Consider the following 15309-nt stretch of genomic DNA (forward strand, 5'->3'; position numbering starts at 1 on the left):
TTTTATAACAAATAGTAGTTTACTATATATATAAACTTTGGTCAATAGGGATTTTCAAATTCCAAATTAATTACTTAACTTTAGAATGATTCTAGATCAACCTTTACACCAGGTCCAAAGGTTGTTGAAACTGATAGGTTACTGATGTAAGTACCACGAACTGAAGCTGGACGGTTCTTAACAATCAAGTCTTCAATAGCCTTGAAGTTACCAACTAGCTTGTCAGCATCAAATGATGACTTACCGATGATAACGGCAACGTTTCCGTCACGGTCAGTACGGTAAGTAACCTTACCTGATTTAGAATCAGATACGGCCTTCTTAACATCCATAGTAACTGTACCAGTCTTAGGGTTTGGCATTAAGTTCTTTGGTCCAAGAACACGACCTAGACGACCAACTTGAGCCATCATGTCTGGTGTTGCGATAGCAACATCAAAGTCTAACCAACCATTTTGGATTTTTTCAGCTAGGTCTGCTTCACCAACAAAGTCAGCGCCGGCTTCTTCAGCTTCCTTAGCCTTGTCACCCTTAGCAAATACAACAACTTTTTGGTCTTTACCTGTACCGTTTGGTAAGACAACAGCACCACGTAATTGTTGATCAGCTTGTTTAGTGTCAACATTTAAGTTAAATACAACTTCAACAGTTGAATCGAACTTAGCAAAATCAATTTTCTTTACAAGATCAACAGCTTCTTCAACTGAGTAAGCCTTGTTACGGTCTACTTGTTTTAAAGCATCTTGATACTTTTTACCTCTTTTTTGAGCCATCTGTGTTTTCCTCCTTGCAATTGTGGTTGTAACGGATAAACCTCCCACATAACACCTAAATAATAGGTGTTATGGTACTACAGTATAGAAACGAATGTTGAATTAGCCTTCAACAGTGAATCCCATACTACGTGCAGTACCTTCGATCATACGCATTGCGGCTTCAACATCAGCTGCGTTTAGATCTTTCATCTTAGTTTCGGCGATTTCCTTAACTTGGTCCTTAGTTACACTAGCAACCTTGTTAGTGTTTGGTTCACCGGAACCATGTTCAACACCAGCAGCCTTCTTCAATAGAATTGAAGCAGGTGGTGTCTTAGTAATGAAATCGAATGAACGATCTTCATATACAGAAATCACAACTGGAATCAAGTATCCTGCTTGATCAGCAGTACGAGCGTTGAATTCCTTAGTGAATCCCATAATGTTAATACCAGCTTGACCCAATGCAGGTCCAACTGGAGGAGCAGGTGTTGCTTTACCCGCAGGAATTTGCAATTTAACTACGTTAGCTACTTTTTTAGCCACGAGACATACCTCCTTAAGTCCGTGTGTGGTAAAAATTGGAGATGAGATTTCTCCTCCCACTTAAGTATGCGTGAACATACAACAAATAATATATCACGTTTAAATATTTTTAACAACCCAAATTTTTTATCTGATTGGTTGTACTTGGTTAAAGTTAAGTTCAGCAGTAGTTGCACGACCGAACATATCAATATTAACCTTCAATTTACCTTTTTCATCATCTTTTTCGATAACCTTACCTGAAAGATCAGCAAAGGCACCGTCAATAATAGTGATTGTGTCTCCCACTTCAGCATCTAATTCTTGCTTTTCTTGAGAAACGCCAAGACGACTTAGAACTAGTTCTACTTCATCTGGTAGCAATGGAGTTGGTTTACTTCCTTGACCATGTGAACCGATAAAACCAGTAACACCTGGAGTATTTCTGACAATGTACCATGCTTCGTCAGTCATAACCATTTCTACAAGCACATAACCAGGGAAAGTTTTTTCCATCTTAGCCTTGTCTACACCGTCTTTAACTTCGTGTTCTTCAGTTTCTGGAACAACTACTCTAAAGATAAAGTTTGACATACCCATTGATTCTTTACGTGAATCAAGGTTCGCCTTAACTTTGTTTTCGTATCCTGAGTAAGTATGAATAACATACCATTGCTTTTCTGCTGATTCCATTAAAATTAGCTCCCTTTATGATTTTTTTGCAAAATAAAAAAACTCCGCACTCACGAAGTTTCAAACTACCTATTATAATATCACTATTTACTATAATTTAAAACAGTAAAATTATAGGTATAGTAATCCTGATTGAATTGCCCAGTCAACAATTGCAAAGAAGATTGCAAAAATAATTGACATTGATACTACGATGGTAGTGTCAATTCTAGTTTGATGACCATTAGGCCAAACAACTAATTTCATTTCAGTACCAACACTTTTAAAGAACTTAAATAATTTCATAGTCTTCCTCCACTAACGTGTTTCTTTATGCATCGTAGCTTTGCCACAATGTTTACAATATTTTTTTACTTCTAATCGATCTTCATGGTTATTACCCACTGAGGTTGTGTAATTACGAGAGCCACATACCTCACATTGTAAAGCAACTTTATTCTGTGACATCGTACACATCCCCCTTTTGAATAAATTCATAATAGCATTTATATTTTTGATAGTCAATTTATGATGATGACTAGTCATAGACCTTTTTTACTATCTTCTTTAACTTGTTTTTTACCCTAGCGATACAATTATCAACCATATTAGTAGCGTTCTCTGGATGCCTTGCTAAAGCCATCTTTAGTCTATCGATTGAAAAATTATTTTCATTAATCAAATCTTCCAAATAACAGAATGCTATTTCGGATTCCAATGGTGATAGTCTAGCAATCAATTCCTCATAACACATCTTGATATTCATTGACTGATCAGGCGTTAAAAAAATTCTATCTTTTAAGCTATTTTGAAAATACAATTCGTTAGAGTTATACGAAACTATTTTATCAACAGGCATTCGTTTTTTCGCTTTTCTTTTTCGAAGGATGTCGTATAAGTGATTCTTCAAACTAATTTGATATAGCGTTCCGAATGTTGCTTTATGGTTCGCATCATAATTACGGATATTTTTTATCATTACCAACATTGATTCTTGATACCAATCGTCGATATCCATATCATGCAAGTAATAACTACGCCACACTTTATTAACCAATGGCTTATATTTATCAAACAACTTTTTCAGTGATTCTTCATTACCATTTTCTTTAAAATCAAGAATTAAATCTAAATCAATATTATTTTGGTCAAATCTCATTACCTATTCACCTCTGATTATAATTACATAAAATAATTTATATAGTTACACAATCATAAACAAGCGAATATTTGTTCATTTATATTTGGCCAAATCTTTATAAATATATATAGGTTTTAATCGTTTGTTAAATTATCTCTTAGTTTTTCAAGTCTCAATAACTGATCATTAGACCAAGGTGTTCGACGTCCAGTTAACTGATTAGTATAACTACGAACCTGCGTCTTAATTTCACGTTTTGAACGTTCAACATCACGAAGCAATTCCCGTGCTGATATTCTCAAAGCTCCTGCTGAAAAAACAGTCCATTGCTCTGCTTGGTCAGACGTTACTACGACCACCTGTACAAATCTAGATTGCTTTTGCCTAGCATATGCTTCGATATAACTATCTGCTGTTTCATCTTTGTTAGTCCAAACAATGTCTAAGTTATGCTTCTTATCCTTCTTTGATAGGCCAGGAACGTACATCGCATCAAAGATGATTTTCATATCTAAGTCTCGATACTTTTTATATTCAGAAATGATATTAATTAATTCATCTCTAGCATCTGCCAAACGATTATCCAGCTTTAGCTTATTCAATTCAGGCCAATTTCCGATGACGTTGTATCCATCGATTAATAATAGTTGTTTTTTCATCGGCTTAAACCTTCTTATAGTGGATTTCTTGAATTATAAGCTTGATACATTAATAAACTAGCAGCAACACTGGCATTTAAACTTTGTAGTTGCCCAACCATTGGAATGGTTAGCATTTCATCAACGTTCTTCTTAAGTAATGGCGAAATGCCTTTACCCTCATTTCCAATAATTACTGCAACAGGTCCTTTAGCATCCCAACGACGGTAATCAGAACCTTTAACGTCAGTTCCAAATACCCATACTCCTTGTTGCTTTAAATCGTTAACAGTGTTAACTAGATTAGTTACTCTAGCAACTGGAATTCTTTCAATTGCACCAGCAGAGGTCTTAGCAACTGTTGATGTTAAACCAACAGCACGATGTTTTGGAATAATCACACCAGTAACACCGGCAGCATCGGCAGTTCTTATGATTGACCCCAAATTGTGAGGATCCTCAATGTTATCAAGAATTAAAAAGAATGGCGGTACATCTTGTTTCTCTGAGTTTTCAAATAATTCATCAATAGTTGCATATTTGTATGGTGAAATTGATAAAATCACCCCTTGATGATTTTGATTATCTGAAAGTAAATCTAGTTTCTGCTTTGGCACAGTTGAGATTACTAAGTGCTTTTGCTTAGCTAACTTGATGATTTCTTCAACACTTTTTTCATCTTTTTTGATTCCGTTTTGTAGGAAAACCTTGTTGATTTCTTGCTTTCCTCTCAATGCGGAAATAACCGGATGGCGTCCGATTATAAATTCGCTTTGGTCATTAGTCTTCATATTTTGGCCTCCCAGCATCGACTTGTTCAATACACCAATTAGATAGTTCTTCTAAACGGTCATCTTGTTTGCTTAATGAAAGATACCCCATCATGGCTTCAAAACCTGTTGAATGGCGATAAGTCAAAACGCTTGTATTCTTAGCATGTGTATAACTCTTAGCATTACGACCCCTTTTAAATACTGTATCCTCTTCATCTGTTAGAATGCCGTCTTCAATCATCAAATCAATTAATGCTGCTTGAGCCTTTGCTGACACATACTTTCTAGCTGTCTTTTGTAGACGATTAGGTTTAGTAATTCCTAAGTTCAACAAGTGCTTTCTTACAAACACTTCGTAAACAGAATCGCCAAGATATGCTAATGCAATCCCATTTAACTGTTTATAATCAACGTTCTGGTTTTCCATCATTTATTCCCTTCTGAAACGAGTACCTTGAGCAGTATCTTCTAAAATAATACCTTGGTCTCGTAATTGATCTCTAATTTCATCACTTCTTGCGAAGTTCTTATTCTTTCTAGCTTCATTACGTTCATCAATCAACGTTTGAACTGAATCGTCATCTAGTGTTTCTTCCTTGAAAACAACACCAAAAATAGAAGCCATCTTTTCTAGCTTATCAATAATTAGGGTAACAGTATCTTTTCCTACTTCAGGTCTTTGTGCATACATGTTACCAAGTTTAGCTAGTTCGTATACACAATCAATTCCGTTTTGTGCATTGAAATCATCATCCATCGCATCTTGAAAATCTGCCTGAATTTGTCTAATTTCTTGTTCTAGTTTCATATCAATAATATCTGTAGCATCGCTTAAACGATACTTTAAGTTATTGTATGCATTTCTTAACTTGTTTAGGTTATTTTCTGCAGCCTGTAAATTAGCCTCGTTGTACTGAATTGGCCGACGGTATTGGGTAGTTGACATCAAGAATCTAACTACTTGAGGATCTACCTTTTTAACAATGTCGTGAACAGTCACAAAGTTACCAAGTGACTTACTCATCTTCTCGTTTTCATCCCCGACAGTAACGAAACCATTGTGCATCCAATAGTTAACGAAATGTTCACCTGTCTTTGCTTCGCTTTGCGCACGTTCGTTTTCATGATGAGGGAACTTCAAGTCTTCCCCACCACCATGGATATCGATTGTGTTACCTAAGTATTTGGTAGACATTACTGAACATTCAATGTGCCAGCCTGGACGTCCTTTACCCCATGGTGAATCCCATGAAATTTCGCCTGGCTTAGCAGCCTTCCATAAAACAAAGTCAATTGGATCTTCCTTCTTGGAAAGCTCTTCTTTTGAAACATGTTGGCTAGCCCCTGATTCCAAATCATCTACACTTTGGTGTGATAAATGACCGTAATCATTGAACTTTCTTGCTCTATAGTAAACATCACCATCAACAGCATATGCGTAACCGTCATCAACCAATTCTTTTACGAATTGGATAATTCCATCAATATTATCAGTAGCTCTTGGATTAACAGTTGCTGGTTCGACATTCAATGCAGCTACATCTTCTTTGTAAGCTTCAATATACTTGTTAGCAATGTCCATTACTGTACTGTTTTCTTCTTTAGCTTCATTAATTAATTTGTCATCAACATCCGTAAAATTAGAAATGTAATTCACTTGGTAACCACAATATTCAAAGTAACGACGAATAGTATCGAAAGCAACAATACTACGAGCGTTCCCAATATGAATATAGTTATATACTGTTGGACCACAGACATACATACCAACTGTTCTTGACTTTATTGGCTTAAATACGTCTTTTTCTTGAGTTAATGTATTATAGATCCTTAGCATTAATGGCACCCCTATTCCTATTTTTTATACTTACTTCATTCTATCATAATAATAGCTACTATATTAGGATAAATTCAAATAAAAAAGCCCGCCAAAGCATGCTTTAGCGAGCCTTATTTATTATTGATTGATTTGCTTTAAAGTTTCATCAATGTGTTTTAGAGCCTTTTCTCTACCAATCAATTCGATTGATTCAGGTAGTTCAGGACCGTGACTTTCATGAGTAACGGCAATTCTGATTGGCATCCATAGTTGACGTCCCTTGATTTTAGTTTCTTTTTGAATTTCCTTAATTGTCTTTAAGATTTCAACCTTATCGAAAACTGGAACATCCTTAATCTTTTCAGCAAAGGCCTTTAGAACAACTGGTGCGGTTTCATTTTGAATTTCTTCAAGTGCTTCGCCAGAAACCTTAGCTGGTTCATTAAAGAATACATCAGCCATTGAATTAATTTGGGCCATGTAACTCATTTGTTGCTTATAAGTATTGATTAACTTACGAGCCCATTCAATAGTTAAAGCATCCGGATTTTCGTCAATGTTACCCTTAGCGATTAATTGACGTAATGCTAGGTCCATAACAACGTCTTCATCAGCAGCTTTAACATATTGGTTGTTAATCCATTCAAGTTTCTTATTATCGAAGTTAGCTGGTGACTTGCTTAGACGATGTTCATCGTACATCTTGATGAAATCACGTTGTGAGAAGATTTCATCTTCACCCTTTGGAGACCAACCTAATAGAGTAATGAAGTTAAACATTGCTTCTGGTAGGTAGCCTAAATCTCTATATTGTTCGATAAATTGAATGATTGATTCATCACGTTTACTTAGTTTCTTCCCAGTATCAGCACTAGTAATTAAACTCATGTGACCGAATACAGGTGCTTCCCAACCAAATGCTTCGTACATCATCAATTGTTTTGGTGTATTAGCAACGTGATCGTCACCTCTAAATACGTGTGAAATTTGCATTTCATGGTCATCAATAATAACCGCGAAGTTGTAAGTAGGCATTCCGTCACGTTTTACGATAACGAAGTCCCCACCAATAGTATCAGAGTTAAATTCAACATGACCCTTAACAACATCATCCCATGCGTAAGTTTTGTTTTTTGGTACTCTGAAACGAATAACCGGTTTCAAACCTTTAGCTTCTGATTCAGCCATTGATTTTTTAATTTCTTCTTCTGACATACCAGCGTATTCATATTCGTAATGAGGCATGATGCCCTTTGCACGTTGTTCTTCACGATCAGCTTCTAGTTCTTCTTCAGTTCTGTATGAGTAGTAAGCTTTGTCTTCATCCAATAGTTGTTGGATTAATGGATCATAAATTGAACGTCTTTCTGATTGTCTGTATGGTCCAAACTTACCAGGTTTGTCTGGACCTTCGTCCCAATCTAAGCCAAGCCATTTTAAGTTATCTAACTGACTTTTCTCACCATCAGCTACGTTTCGCTTAGTATCAGTATCTTCGATACGGATAATAAACTTACCTTTATTATGTCTAGCAAATAGGTAATTAAAAATTGCTGTTCTAGCATTACCAATGTGTAAATGTCCGGTTGGACTTGGTGCATATCTAACACGAATTTTCTTATTAGCCAATGATATTTTCTCCTCTTTTTTATAAATTCTTAGAATAACATACTAATTTTACAATTATTATCGATAAAAATAAAGTGCTCTGTAAAAATCTAAAGGCATCTATAACCTTTTATTTATCATCAATTCTAGCGAAAATCATTTTACCTGCATCTGTTTGAATAGAACTGGTTACCTCAACGGATAGGCGTTCATTTAGATGATTCTTACCATCCTCTACAACCACCATAGTTCCGTCATCCAGAAAGGCTACTCCCTGGCTTCGTTCAGTTCCTTTTTTCAAAATCATAACTTCAAGATGTTCACCTGGAACAAATCTTGGTTTTAGTGAGTTAGCCAATTCGTTAATGTTTAAAACGTTAACCTTTTGAAATTGGATAACCTTGTTTAAATTATAATCGTTAGTAATGATTGAACCATTGAAATCCTTAGCTAATCGAATTAGCTTACTATCGACTTCTTTGATGTTGTCATAGTCTTGATCAGTGATTTCAATTGGCATAATCTTTTCGGTTTGTAGTTTATTTAAAATGTCCAAACCACGACGACCACGAATACGCTTTTGGCTATCGGCTGAATCTGCAATGTATTGTAATTCATACAAGACAAATTTAGGAACAAGCAATGTTCCTTCAATAAATCCAGTCTTTGCCACCTCGTAGATACGACCATCAATCAAAATGTTAGTGTCCAAAATTTTAATTGATTTATTGCGATTTGAAGAACTAGTCAATGCGTTGCTGCTCTTTTTTAAACTAACTCTAAAAATTTTGCGCCAATCATTTAATTTGGTGGTACCCAATAGAAAACCTAGGTATCCAAAAGTAATCATCAATAGAGCTGGCAGGATTAAATTAGTGATTAAATAAGGTGTTCTAAACAGAACTATTGAAATTAATGTCGCTAAAATCAAGCCAATAATCATCCCCAAAGTCCCCATCAAAATATAGAATGGATTCTTTTGTGATAATTGTTTTTCAACCTGACTCATTGCATTCATGATTCGTTTAACAACAAACAATGAAAGAATATAGAAAACAATGGCGCCAATTAATGAATCAACTAGTGCATTATTTAATAAAATTGAAGGGTTTTCCCACAATGCATGCCAAATAACGGGTAAATAAATCACCCCTAAAGTCGCTCCTAAAATGACAAATATAAATTGGATAACCGTAAATCGATCAATTTTTTTCATTATTATCTTCCTCAGTATGTGTTAGTTAAGTGCGATTTTAATCGCTTGAGCCAGCGTTGATACACCAACGACTTCAATTCCATCTGGCGCAGTCCATCCTGACATATTATGTTTTGGTATTAATACGCGTTTAAAGCCAAGCTTTTGTGCCTCTAAAACACGTTGTTCAATACGGTTAACTCGTCTAATTTCACCCGTTAAACCAATCTCTCCGATGTAACATTCACTAGGATCGGTTCCTTTGTTTTTGTAACTAGATGCCACACTAATAGCAACAGCTAAATCGATTGCTGGTTCGTTTAACTTAACTCCACCAGCAGCCTTTAAGAAAGCATCTTGATTTTGTAGCATTAATCCCGCACGTTTTTCAAGCACCGCCATTAAAACGGCCACACGGTTACGGTCAATACCGGTTGCTGTCCTTTGTGCATTCCCGAATACAGATGGGGTTACCAATGCCTGAATTTCAACTAAGATTGGTCTGGTTCCTTCAATTGAAACAACAATTGCAGAACCGTTGGCATCCTTTAGACGCTCTTCCAAAAAGACCTCTGATGGATTAGCAACTTCTCGTAATCCGGATTCTTGCATGTCAAAAATCCCTAATTCGTCGGTTGAACCAAAACGGTTCTTCACAGCTCTTAAAATACGGTAGGAATGATGCATGTCACCTTCAAAGTATAAAACAGTATCAACCATGTGTTCCAAAGTCTTAGGTCCAGCAATTGATCCACCCTTAGTAACGTGACCGACCACAAAGATTGTAATTCCATTGGTCTTTGCAATGGACATTAAATCTGCGGTAATTGCTCTTACCTGTGATACGGAACCGATTGCGGAATCAACCTCTGGTTCAGAAATAGTTTGAACGGAGTCAATTACGACTGCATCCGGTTTAATCTCATCAATGGCAGACTTAATAGCACCCATATCGGTTTCCGGATATAGATACATATTGGAGCCATTCACTGATAAGCGTTCCGCTCTTAGCTTAATTTGACTGGCACTTTCTTCCCCAGATACATACAAGACACGTTGTTCCTTAGCACCTAATTGGCCAGAAATTTGAAGTAACAGTGTAGATTTCCCGATACCAGGATCCCCACCAATTAAAATTAATGAGCCCGGAACAATTCCGCCACCTAATACACGATTAAATTCTTGAGATTCAGTTTCAAAACGTGATTCCTTTTCAAACTTAACATCTTTAATTAGTTGTGGTTTTGCTTGCTGACCATTGAAATCCATTCGGTGAGTTGATTTCAAACTCGATGTTTCTTTTTGAACGGTTTGTTCTTCAAATGTATTCCACTTTCCACAGTTAGGACAATGTCCCAAGTACTTTGGTGAAATGTATCCACATTCTTCGCAAACAAATTGGGTCTTTACTTTAGCCACATTAATTTCCTTTCTTTAATTCAATTCGTTATTTATTCTCCTGATGAACCAAAACCACCAATTCTTTTAGTTCCTTTGTTTGAGTCGTCATCAGTTGTTAAGAACGGTACAAAGATACCTTGAGCGATACGATCACCCTTCTTAATCTTTTTGTCTAGTAATCCAAAGTTAGTCATTTGAACGAATAATTCACCTTCGTTGCTTTCGTTACCATAATAATCAGCATCAACAATACCAATTCCGTTTGGTAAAACCATGCCTCTCTTTAATGGACCACTTGAACGGTTAGCAATTACTAACATTTCATCTGGTTGCATGTAAGCTTTAATTCCGGTTGGGACTAATAATGGACGTAAGATATCCTTTGCACGTTGCATCTCATCTTCAGATACGTCTTTTTCATGCTTAATTGCCCAAAGAACTTTTAAAAATCCTAATTTCCAAATTGAAGGTAATACAAAATCTACACCCGCTTCGATATCATAACCAGCTGCTTGTTTCGTAGAACGATAAGGTAGATTAATGCCTTTATCCTTATACTTTGTAACTACTTCAAATCCTCTCTTCATATCTACACATCCTGTTAATTTATTAGTATTATTATACTATTTATTTTATATGAAAACTGTTAACAATTAAATACAAATATTTTATTTGACAAACTCATGATAACCATAGAAAATTAATATAGTATTATTGAGGTATATTTAGTACCTTTGTTCGAAACCTTTCGTCTGAATGTATATTGCATTCAAAGTCGATTTAACGTCGTTTTACCGAATATTTTAGAGGGGAAAAGGATTATGGATAAAGAATTAATGAAAAAAGTTGCCGGTCAAGAAGCTGTCAAATATATCAAAGATGGTATGACTGTCGGCCTTGGTACAGGTTCAACTGTGAAATACTTGTTGGATGCATTGGGAGAACGAGTAGCCAAAGAAGGATTACGTATTATTGGTGTTCCAACTTCCAACCGCTCAGCTAAGCGTGCTCGTGACTTGGGAATTGATGTTAAAAGTATCGATGACGTTGACCATATTGACTTAACAATTGACGGTGCGGACCAAATCGATGAAAATTTCCAAGGAATTAAGGGTGGCGGTGTTGCCCACCTTCGTGAAAAAATTGTCGCAATCAACTCAGATCGAAACATCTGGATTGTTGATGCAACAAAGATGGCTAAAAACCTTGGCTCTTTTCCCCTTCCTTTGGAAGTTACTCCATACGGAAGCACTCACCTATTTAAACGATTAGACGACATGGGTTATCATCCTACTTTTAGAACTAATGCTAAGGGCGGCCACGTGCTAACTCATGCTGATAACTACATTATCGATTTAAACTTAGGTTACATTGAGCATCCCCACGAACTTGAAACCATCCTAAACAACATGACTGGAATAGTTGAACATGGTCTTTTCCTAGATGTTGTTGATATGGTAATTGTTGGATATGAAGATCATTCAGAAACATTCGACGCCAAAAGAAAATAATTAATCTAAATCGTGATAGTAAGAATGTCTTATTATCACGATTTTTTTGTTTTTTTAAGCATTTGACCTGAGTGATATAATATTAGAAAAGCGAGGAGGAATCATGATGTCAAAAAGTATTAGTAATGAAAATATCCAAAAGTATCATAGCGATTTATTAAATCGTAAAGAAGCTAAGGTAATGCAAAGAGCCGTAAGCCATAATGGTATAAACTCTTCAGCAGCCAACTTCGAAGCGGAAGGTAACATGAAGCCAAACTTTTCAATTGAAATTGATACTGGTGAAGTTGCTAACCAAAAACATAGTGGCCGTTGCTGGATTTTCGCAGCGCTAAATACTATGCGTCATAACCTAGCTAAAAATTTCAACTTATCTGGTGATTTTGAATTATCACAAATCTACACTACTTTCTGGGATAAGTTCGAAAAATGTAACTGGTTCTTAGAAAACATTATCAAAACTGCTGATGAACCATTAACCTCACGCCGTGTTTCATGGCTATTAGACTCACCACAACAAGATGGTGGACAATGGGATATGCTATGTGCAGTAATCGAAAAGTACGGTGTTGTGCCTCAATCAGCAATGGTTGAAACTGCCGTAAGTAACGACACTTCAGAATTAAACGCTGTATTAAACCAAAAACTAAGAATGGATGCCATTCAACTACGTGAACTAGCTTCACAAAACAGTTCAGATATTGAAAAGGTAAAGGACGAAATGCTAAGTGAGATTTACCGTGTCCTAGTCTACTCATTCGGTGAACCTGTTTCAGAATTTAACTTTGAATACCGTGATGAAAAGAACGAATATCATATCGATACTAACTTAACACCAAAGAAGTTCTTTGATAAATACGTAAACTTAAACCTAGAAGACTACGTTTCAATCATTAATTCCCCTACATTGGACAAGCCATACGAAAAGACATACACCATTGATATGTTAGGTAACGTTATCGATGGTCGCCAAGTTAAACATTTAAACCTTGAAATGGATCGACTAGAAGAACTAACTATCACCCAATTAAAGAACGGTGAAAGTGTTTGGTTTGGAAGCGACGTTTCAAAAGAATCAGATCGTAAAAAAGGAATCATGGACGATAACCTATACTCAAAGGATGAATTATTCGACATCGATTTATTAATGAGTAAGGATGAACAATTAGATTACCATCAAAGTGTTATGAACCATGCCATGGTTATCACCGGTGTTGATATCGTTGATGGTCAACCTACTAAATGGAAGGTAGAAAACTCTTGGGGTAACCAAGTTGGTTCAAAGGGTTACTTCGTGATGAGTGAATCATGGTTCAGACGTTTCACTTACCAAGTTGTTATCAACAAGAAGTACCTATCTGAAGAAGATAAGAAGAACCAAGAACAAGACCCAGTTATTTTAGATCCATGGGATCCAATGGGCACACTTGCCTTTAACGAAAAATAACATACAAAAAAGAGCTGATAAATTATCAGCTCTTTTTATATTGTCTTTTTACTAATTACTTTCAACTTATCGTCGAAATGATAAACGATTGGTTTTCCGTTTGGAACTTCCACACGATCAATGTCATCATCACCAATATTATCTAAATACTTAATTAAAGCCCTAAGAGTTGAACCATGAGCAACCACCAATTCATTTTTCCCATCCAATAATTTGGGAGCAATTGAGTCTTGCCAGTATGGCATCAATCTTTCATAGGCCATCTTTAGACTTTCACCACAGGGTTCAATCACACCGATTTTTTCATACTTATGCTCTTCATCGGGTTGATTCAACAATGGTGGGACCGTTGTATAGCTACGCCTAAATTCAGCAAACTTTTCAGGGCCATATTGTAACTTAACATCATCTTTTTTACGACCTCGCAATGCTCCATAATGACGTTCATTTAGTCGCCATGACTTTGTCTCTTGAATATATTGTTGGTTAATTTCACTTAACACAATATGCAACGTTTCAATTGCACGTTTTAAAAACGAAGTATGAGCATGATCAAAATCAATTCCCAATTGCTTGATTTTCTTTCCAGCATCATGAGCTTGTTGTAACCCTTTTTCTGTTAAGGATACATCACTCCAACCAGTGAAAACATTCTTTTCATTGGCAACACTTTGACCATGACGCATGATTACTAAATACGACATATTATCATCTCTTTTTATTCTTCTAATGCAGCATTCTTTTGTTCCATCTGACTACCAATAAAAGTAATTACTGAACCGATTAGAATAATTACAATTCCAATCCAAGTATTAATTGCAATCTTTTCACCCAACAAAATCATTGCCAAAATTGGTGCCAATCCTGGTTTGATGAAAAATACAATTGATGCAATTGATACCCCTGCTCTTTCCATAGCAAGGAAGTAGAATGCAAAACCACCACCTGTTACACAGACACAAATAAATAATAGAATCCAAAAGTAATTCATGGAAATATTATGAATAATTGGTGTGTTTGCAAATGGTTTTAACCATTCTACACTATTCATGTAGTTTGCAACAGCAGAAATATTTGTAATGGATACTAAAATTAAAAGTTCAACAGATCCCGCTAAGAATGTGTAACAAGTTGTTGCAAGTCCATTTTGACCGGTAACTTTTGAACCCCATCTGGATACAATGCTGTAAAGACCAAATGTTAGTGCTGAACCCAATGCTAATGAAATTCCCAATGGGTTAGTAAGGTTGGCCGGATTAACGATAACTAGTAATCCGATAATAGAAAGAACTAGTGAAATAAATCCTAGTCGACTAATCTTTTCTCTTAGAATAAAGAAAGCGAATAGTAATGCAAATACTGGATTACAACTAAATAGTACTGCTACAGTTGATGCTTCATCGTACATGATTGCTAATTGGAATAACGTCATGCTAACTACTACACATAAAAATCCAGTTAATAAGAAGACACCTATACTTTTCCATTTACTCGTCAATAATGTTTGATTTCCATTCTTCATGACAACTGGGATTAAAACCAATCCCCCAATAAAGAATCTGATCAAGTTCAATTGGATTGGACTAAAAACTCCTTGAACACTTTTTAGTGCTATTTCCATTGAACTAAACATAAACGTGGAAATTAAAACATACAGAAAAGTCTTTTTCAACTTTAAACGCGCTCCTTTGAATTTACAAATTATAAAAAAATTGATACACTACAAACTTAATGTTCGTGTTGTGATAATTTTTATATTAACATCAAAATTATATCATATCCCCTGGCCTTATTAAAAATGTAACAGAATTATTACAATTTATT

18 protein-coding genes and 1 other annotated feature (1 of these 19 cut by a window edge) are annotated in these 15309 nt (G+C 35.7%); of the genes, 2 read left to right on the forward strand and 16 right to left on the reverse strand.

What is annotated here, in order from left to right; translation table 11 throughout:
- Nucleotides 1-8 (reverse strand) — a sequence feature (ribosomal protein L10 leader region) (it extends 108 nt beyond the left edge of the window).
- 72 nt (nt 9-80) lie between these two features.
- From rplA to FD688_RS03950, 14 genes are all read right to left on the reverse strand, one after another.
- Nucleotides 81-773 (reverse strand): 50S ribosomal protein L1, encoded by a 693-nt coding sequence (gene rplA / locus FD688_RS03885; protein WP_034531903.1) that lies wholly within the window; start codon nt 771-773, stop codon nt 81-83.
- Between the two features lie 102 nt (nt 774-875).
- Complete coding sequence (gene rplK / locus FD688_RS03890; protein WP_034531902.1) at nt 876-1301, reverse strand: 50S ribosomal protein L11; 426 nt, start codon at nt 1299-1301, stop codon at nt 876-878.
- Nucleotides 1302-1427: 126 nt separating this feature from the next.
- Nucleotides 1428-1973 (reverse strand): transcription termination/antitermination protein NusG, encoded by a 546-nt coding sequence (nusG, locus tag FD688_RS03895; RefSeq protein WP_034531901.1) that lies wholly within the window; start codon nt 1971-1973, stop codon nt 1428-1430.
- 111 nt (nt 1974-2084) lie between these two features.
- Entirely contained in the window at nt 2085-2258 is a 174-nt protein-coding gene (gene secE, locus FD688_RS03900) for a preprotein translocase subunit SecE (RefSeq protein WP_034531900.1), read from the reverse strand.
- A 12-nt stretch (nt 2259-2270) separates the two neighbouring features.
- The gene (rpmG, locus tag FD688_RS03905) at nt 2271-2420 is read right to left on the reverse strand and encodes a 50S ribosomal protein L33 (RefSeq protein ID WP_034531899.1); all 150 of its coding nucleotides are present in this window, start codon (nt 2418-2420) and stop codon (nt 2271-2273) included.
- Between the two features lie 70 nt (nt 2421-2490).
- Complete coding sequence (locus FD688_RS03910) at nt 2491-3111, reverse strand: sigma factor (RefSeq protein ID WP_138741867.1); 621 nt, start codon at nt 3109-3111, stop codon at nt 2491-2493.
- A gap of 116 nt (nt 3112-3227) precedes the next feature.
- Entirely contained in the window at nt 3228-3752 is a 525-nt protein-coding gene (locus FD688_RS03915) for an NYN domain-containing protein (RefSeq protein WP_053791535.1), read from the reverse strand.
- A 14-nt stretch (nt 3753-3766) separates the two neighbouring features.
- Nucleotides 3767-4522 (reverse strand): 23S rRNA (guanosine(2251)-2'-O)-methyltransferase RlmB, encoded by a 756-nt coding sequence (gene rlmB, locus FD688_RS03920; protein WP_138741868.1) that lies wholly within the window; start codon nt 4520-4522, stop codon nt 3767-3769.
- The gene (locus FD688_RS03925; protein ID WP_138741869.1) at nt 4512-4934 is read right to left on the reverse strand and encodes a Mini-ribonuclease 3; all 423 of its coding nucleotides are present in this window, start codon (nt 4932-4934) and stop codon (nt 4512-4514) included. The genes rlmB and FD688_RS03925 overlap by 11 nt, the downstream gene beginning before the upstream one ends.
- Nucleotides 4935-6341, reverse strand: coding sequence for a cysteine--tRNA ligase (gene cysS, locus FD688_RS03930; protein ID WP_138741870.1), 1407 nt, complete (start codon nt 6339-6341; stop codon nt 4935-4937).
- Nucleotides 6342-6461: 120 nt separating this feature from the next.
- Nucleotides 6462-7952 (reverse strand): glutamate--tRNA ligase, encoded by a 1491-nt coding sequence (gene gltX, locus FD688_RS03935; RefSeq protein ID WP_138741871.1) that lies wholly within the window; start codon nt 7950-7952, stop codon nt 6462-6464.
- Between the two features lie 109 nt (nt 7953-8061).
- Entirely contained in the window at nt 8062-9147 is a 1086-nt protein-coding gene (locus FD688_RS03940; RefSeq protein ID WP_138741872.1) for a PIN/TRAM domain-containing protein, read from the reverse strand.
- A 21-nt stretch (nt 9148-9168) separates the two neighbouring features.
- Nucleotides 9169-10545: a DNA repair protein RadA gene (radA, locus tag FD688_RS03945; protein ID WP_138741873.1), complete on the reverse strand. Its 1377-nt coding sequence runs from the start codon at nt 10543-10545 to the stop codon at nt 9169-9171.
- Between the two features lie 32 nt (nt 10546-10577).
- Entirely contained in the window at nt 10578-11114 is a 537-nt protein-coding gene (locus FD688_RS03950) for a dUTP diphosphatase (RefSeq protein ID WP_138741874.1), read from the reverse strand.
- 234 nt (nt 11115-11348) lie between these two features.
- On the opposite strand from FD688_RS03950, the gene rpiA reads away from it, so the two are divergent.
- Nucleotides 11349-12038 (forward strand): ribose-5-phosphate isomerase RpiA, encoded by a 690-nt coding sequence (gene rpiA, locus FD688_RS03955; RefSeq protein ID WP_034531888.1) that lies wholly within the window; start codon nt 11349-11351, stop codon nt 12036-12038.
- Nucleotides 12039-12144: 106 nt separating this feature from the next.
- Nucleotides 12145-13485 (forward strand): aminopeptidase C, encoded by a 1341-nt coding sequence (locus FD688_RS03960; protein ID WP_138741875.1) that lies wholly within the window; start codon nt 12145-12147, stop codon nt 13483-13485.
- Between the two features lie 35 nt (nt 13486-13520).
- On the opposite strand, the gene FD688_RS03965 is transcribed toward FD688_RS03960, so the two are convergent.
- Both FD688_RS03965 and FD688_RS03970 read right to left on the reverse strand, forming a co-directional pair.
- Nucleotides 13521-14189, reverse strand: a complete 669-nt coding sequence (locus FD688_RS03965) for a 2,3-bisphosphoglycerate-dependent phosphoglycerate mutase (protein WP_138741876.1) — start codon at nt 14187-14189, stop codon at nt 13521-13523.
- 14 nt (nt 14190-14203) lie between these two features.
- Complete coding sequence (locus FD688_RS03970) at nt 14204-15157, reverse strand: DMT family transporter (RefSeq protein WP_138741877.1); 954 nt, start codon at nt 15155-15157, stop codon at nt 14204-14206.
- Between the last annotated feature and the right edge of the window lie 152 nt (nt 15158-15309).

The organism is Apilactobacillus kunkeei (assembly GCF_005930975.1).
In the GTDB taxonomy this organism is placed as follows: Bacteria; Bacillota; Bacilli; order Lactobacillales; family Lactobacillaceae; genus Apilactobacillus; species Apilactobacillus kunkeei_E.

Coding starts and splice junctions, on each gene's coding strand:
- rplA (WP_034531903.1), bottom strand. CDS start 773: ATGGCTCAAAAAAGAGGTAAAAAGTATCAAGATGCTTTAAAACAAGTA.
- nusG (WP_034531901.1), bottom strand. CDS start 1,973: ATGGAATCAGCAGAAAAGCAATGGTATGTTATTCATACTTACTCAGGA.
- secE (WP_034531900.1), bottom strand. CDS start 2,258: ATGAAATTATTTAAGTTCTTTAAAAGTGTTGGTACTGAAATGAAATTA.
- rpmG (WP_034531899.1), bottom strand. CDS start 2,420: ATGTCACAGAATAAAGTTGCTTTACAATGTGAGGTATGTGGCTCTCGT.
- FD688_RS03910 (WP_138741867.1), bottom strand. CDS start 3,111: ATGAGATTTGACCAAAATAATATTGATTTAGATTTAATTCTTGATTTT.
- FD688_RS03915 (WP_053791535.1), bottom strand. CDS start 3,752: ATGAAAAAACAACTATTATTAATCGATGGATACAACGTCATCGGAAAT.
- rlmB (WP_138741868.1), bottom strand. CDS start 4,522: ATGAAGACTAATGACCAAAGCGAATTTATAATCGGACGCCATCCGGTT.
- FD688_RS03925 (WP_138741869.1), bottom strand. CDS start 4,934: ATGATGGAAAACCAGAACGTTGATTATAAACAGTTAAATGGGATTGCA.
- cysS (WP_138741870.1), bottom strand. CDS start 6,341: ATGCTAAGGATCTATAATACATTAACTCAAGAAAAAGACGTATTTAAG.
- FD688_RS03940 (WP_138741872.1), bottom strand. CDS start 9,147: ATGAAAAAAATTGATCGATTTACGGTTATCCAATTTATATTTGTCATT.
- FD688_RS03950 (WP_138741874.1), bottom strand. CDS start 11,114: ATGAAGAGAGGATTTGAAGTAGTTACAAAGTATAAGGATAAAGGCATT.
- rpiA (WP_034531888.1), top strand. CDS start 11,349: ATGGATAAAGAATTAATGAAAAAAGTTGCCGGTCAAGAAGCTGTCAAA.
- FD688_RS03960 (WP_138741875.1), top strand. CDS start 12,145: ATGTCAAAAAGTATTAGTAATGAAAATATCCAAAAGTATCATAGCGAT.
- FD688_RS03965 (WP_138741876.1), bottom strand. CDS start 14,189: ATGTCGTATTTAGTAATCATGCGTCATGGTCAAAGTGTTGCCAATGAA.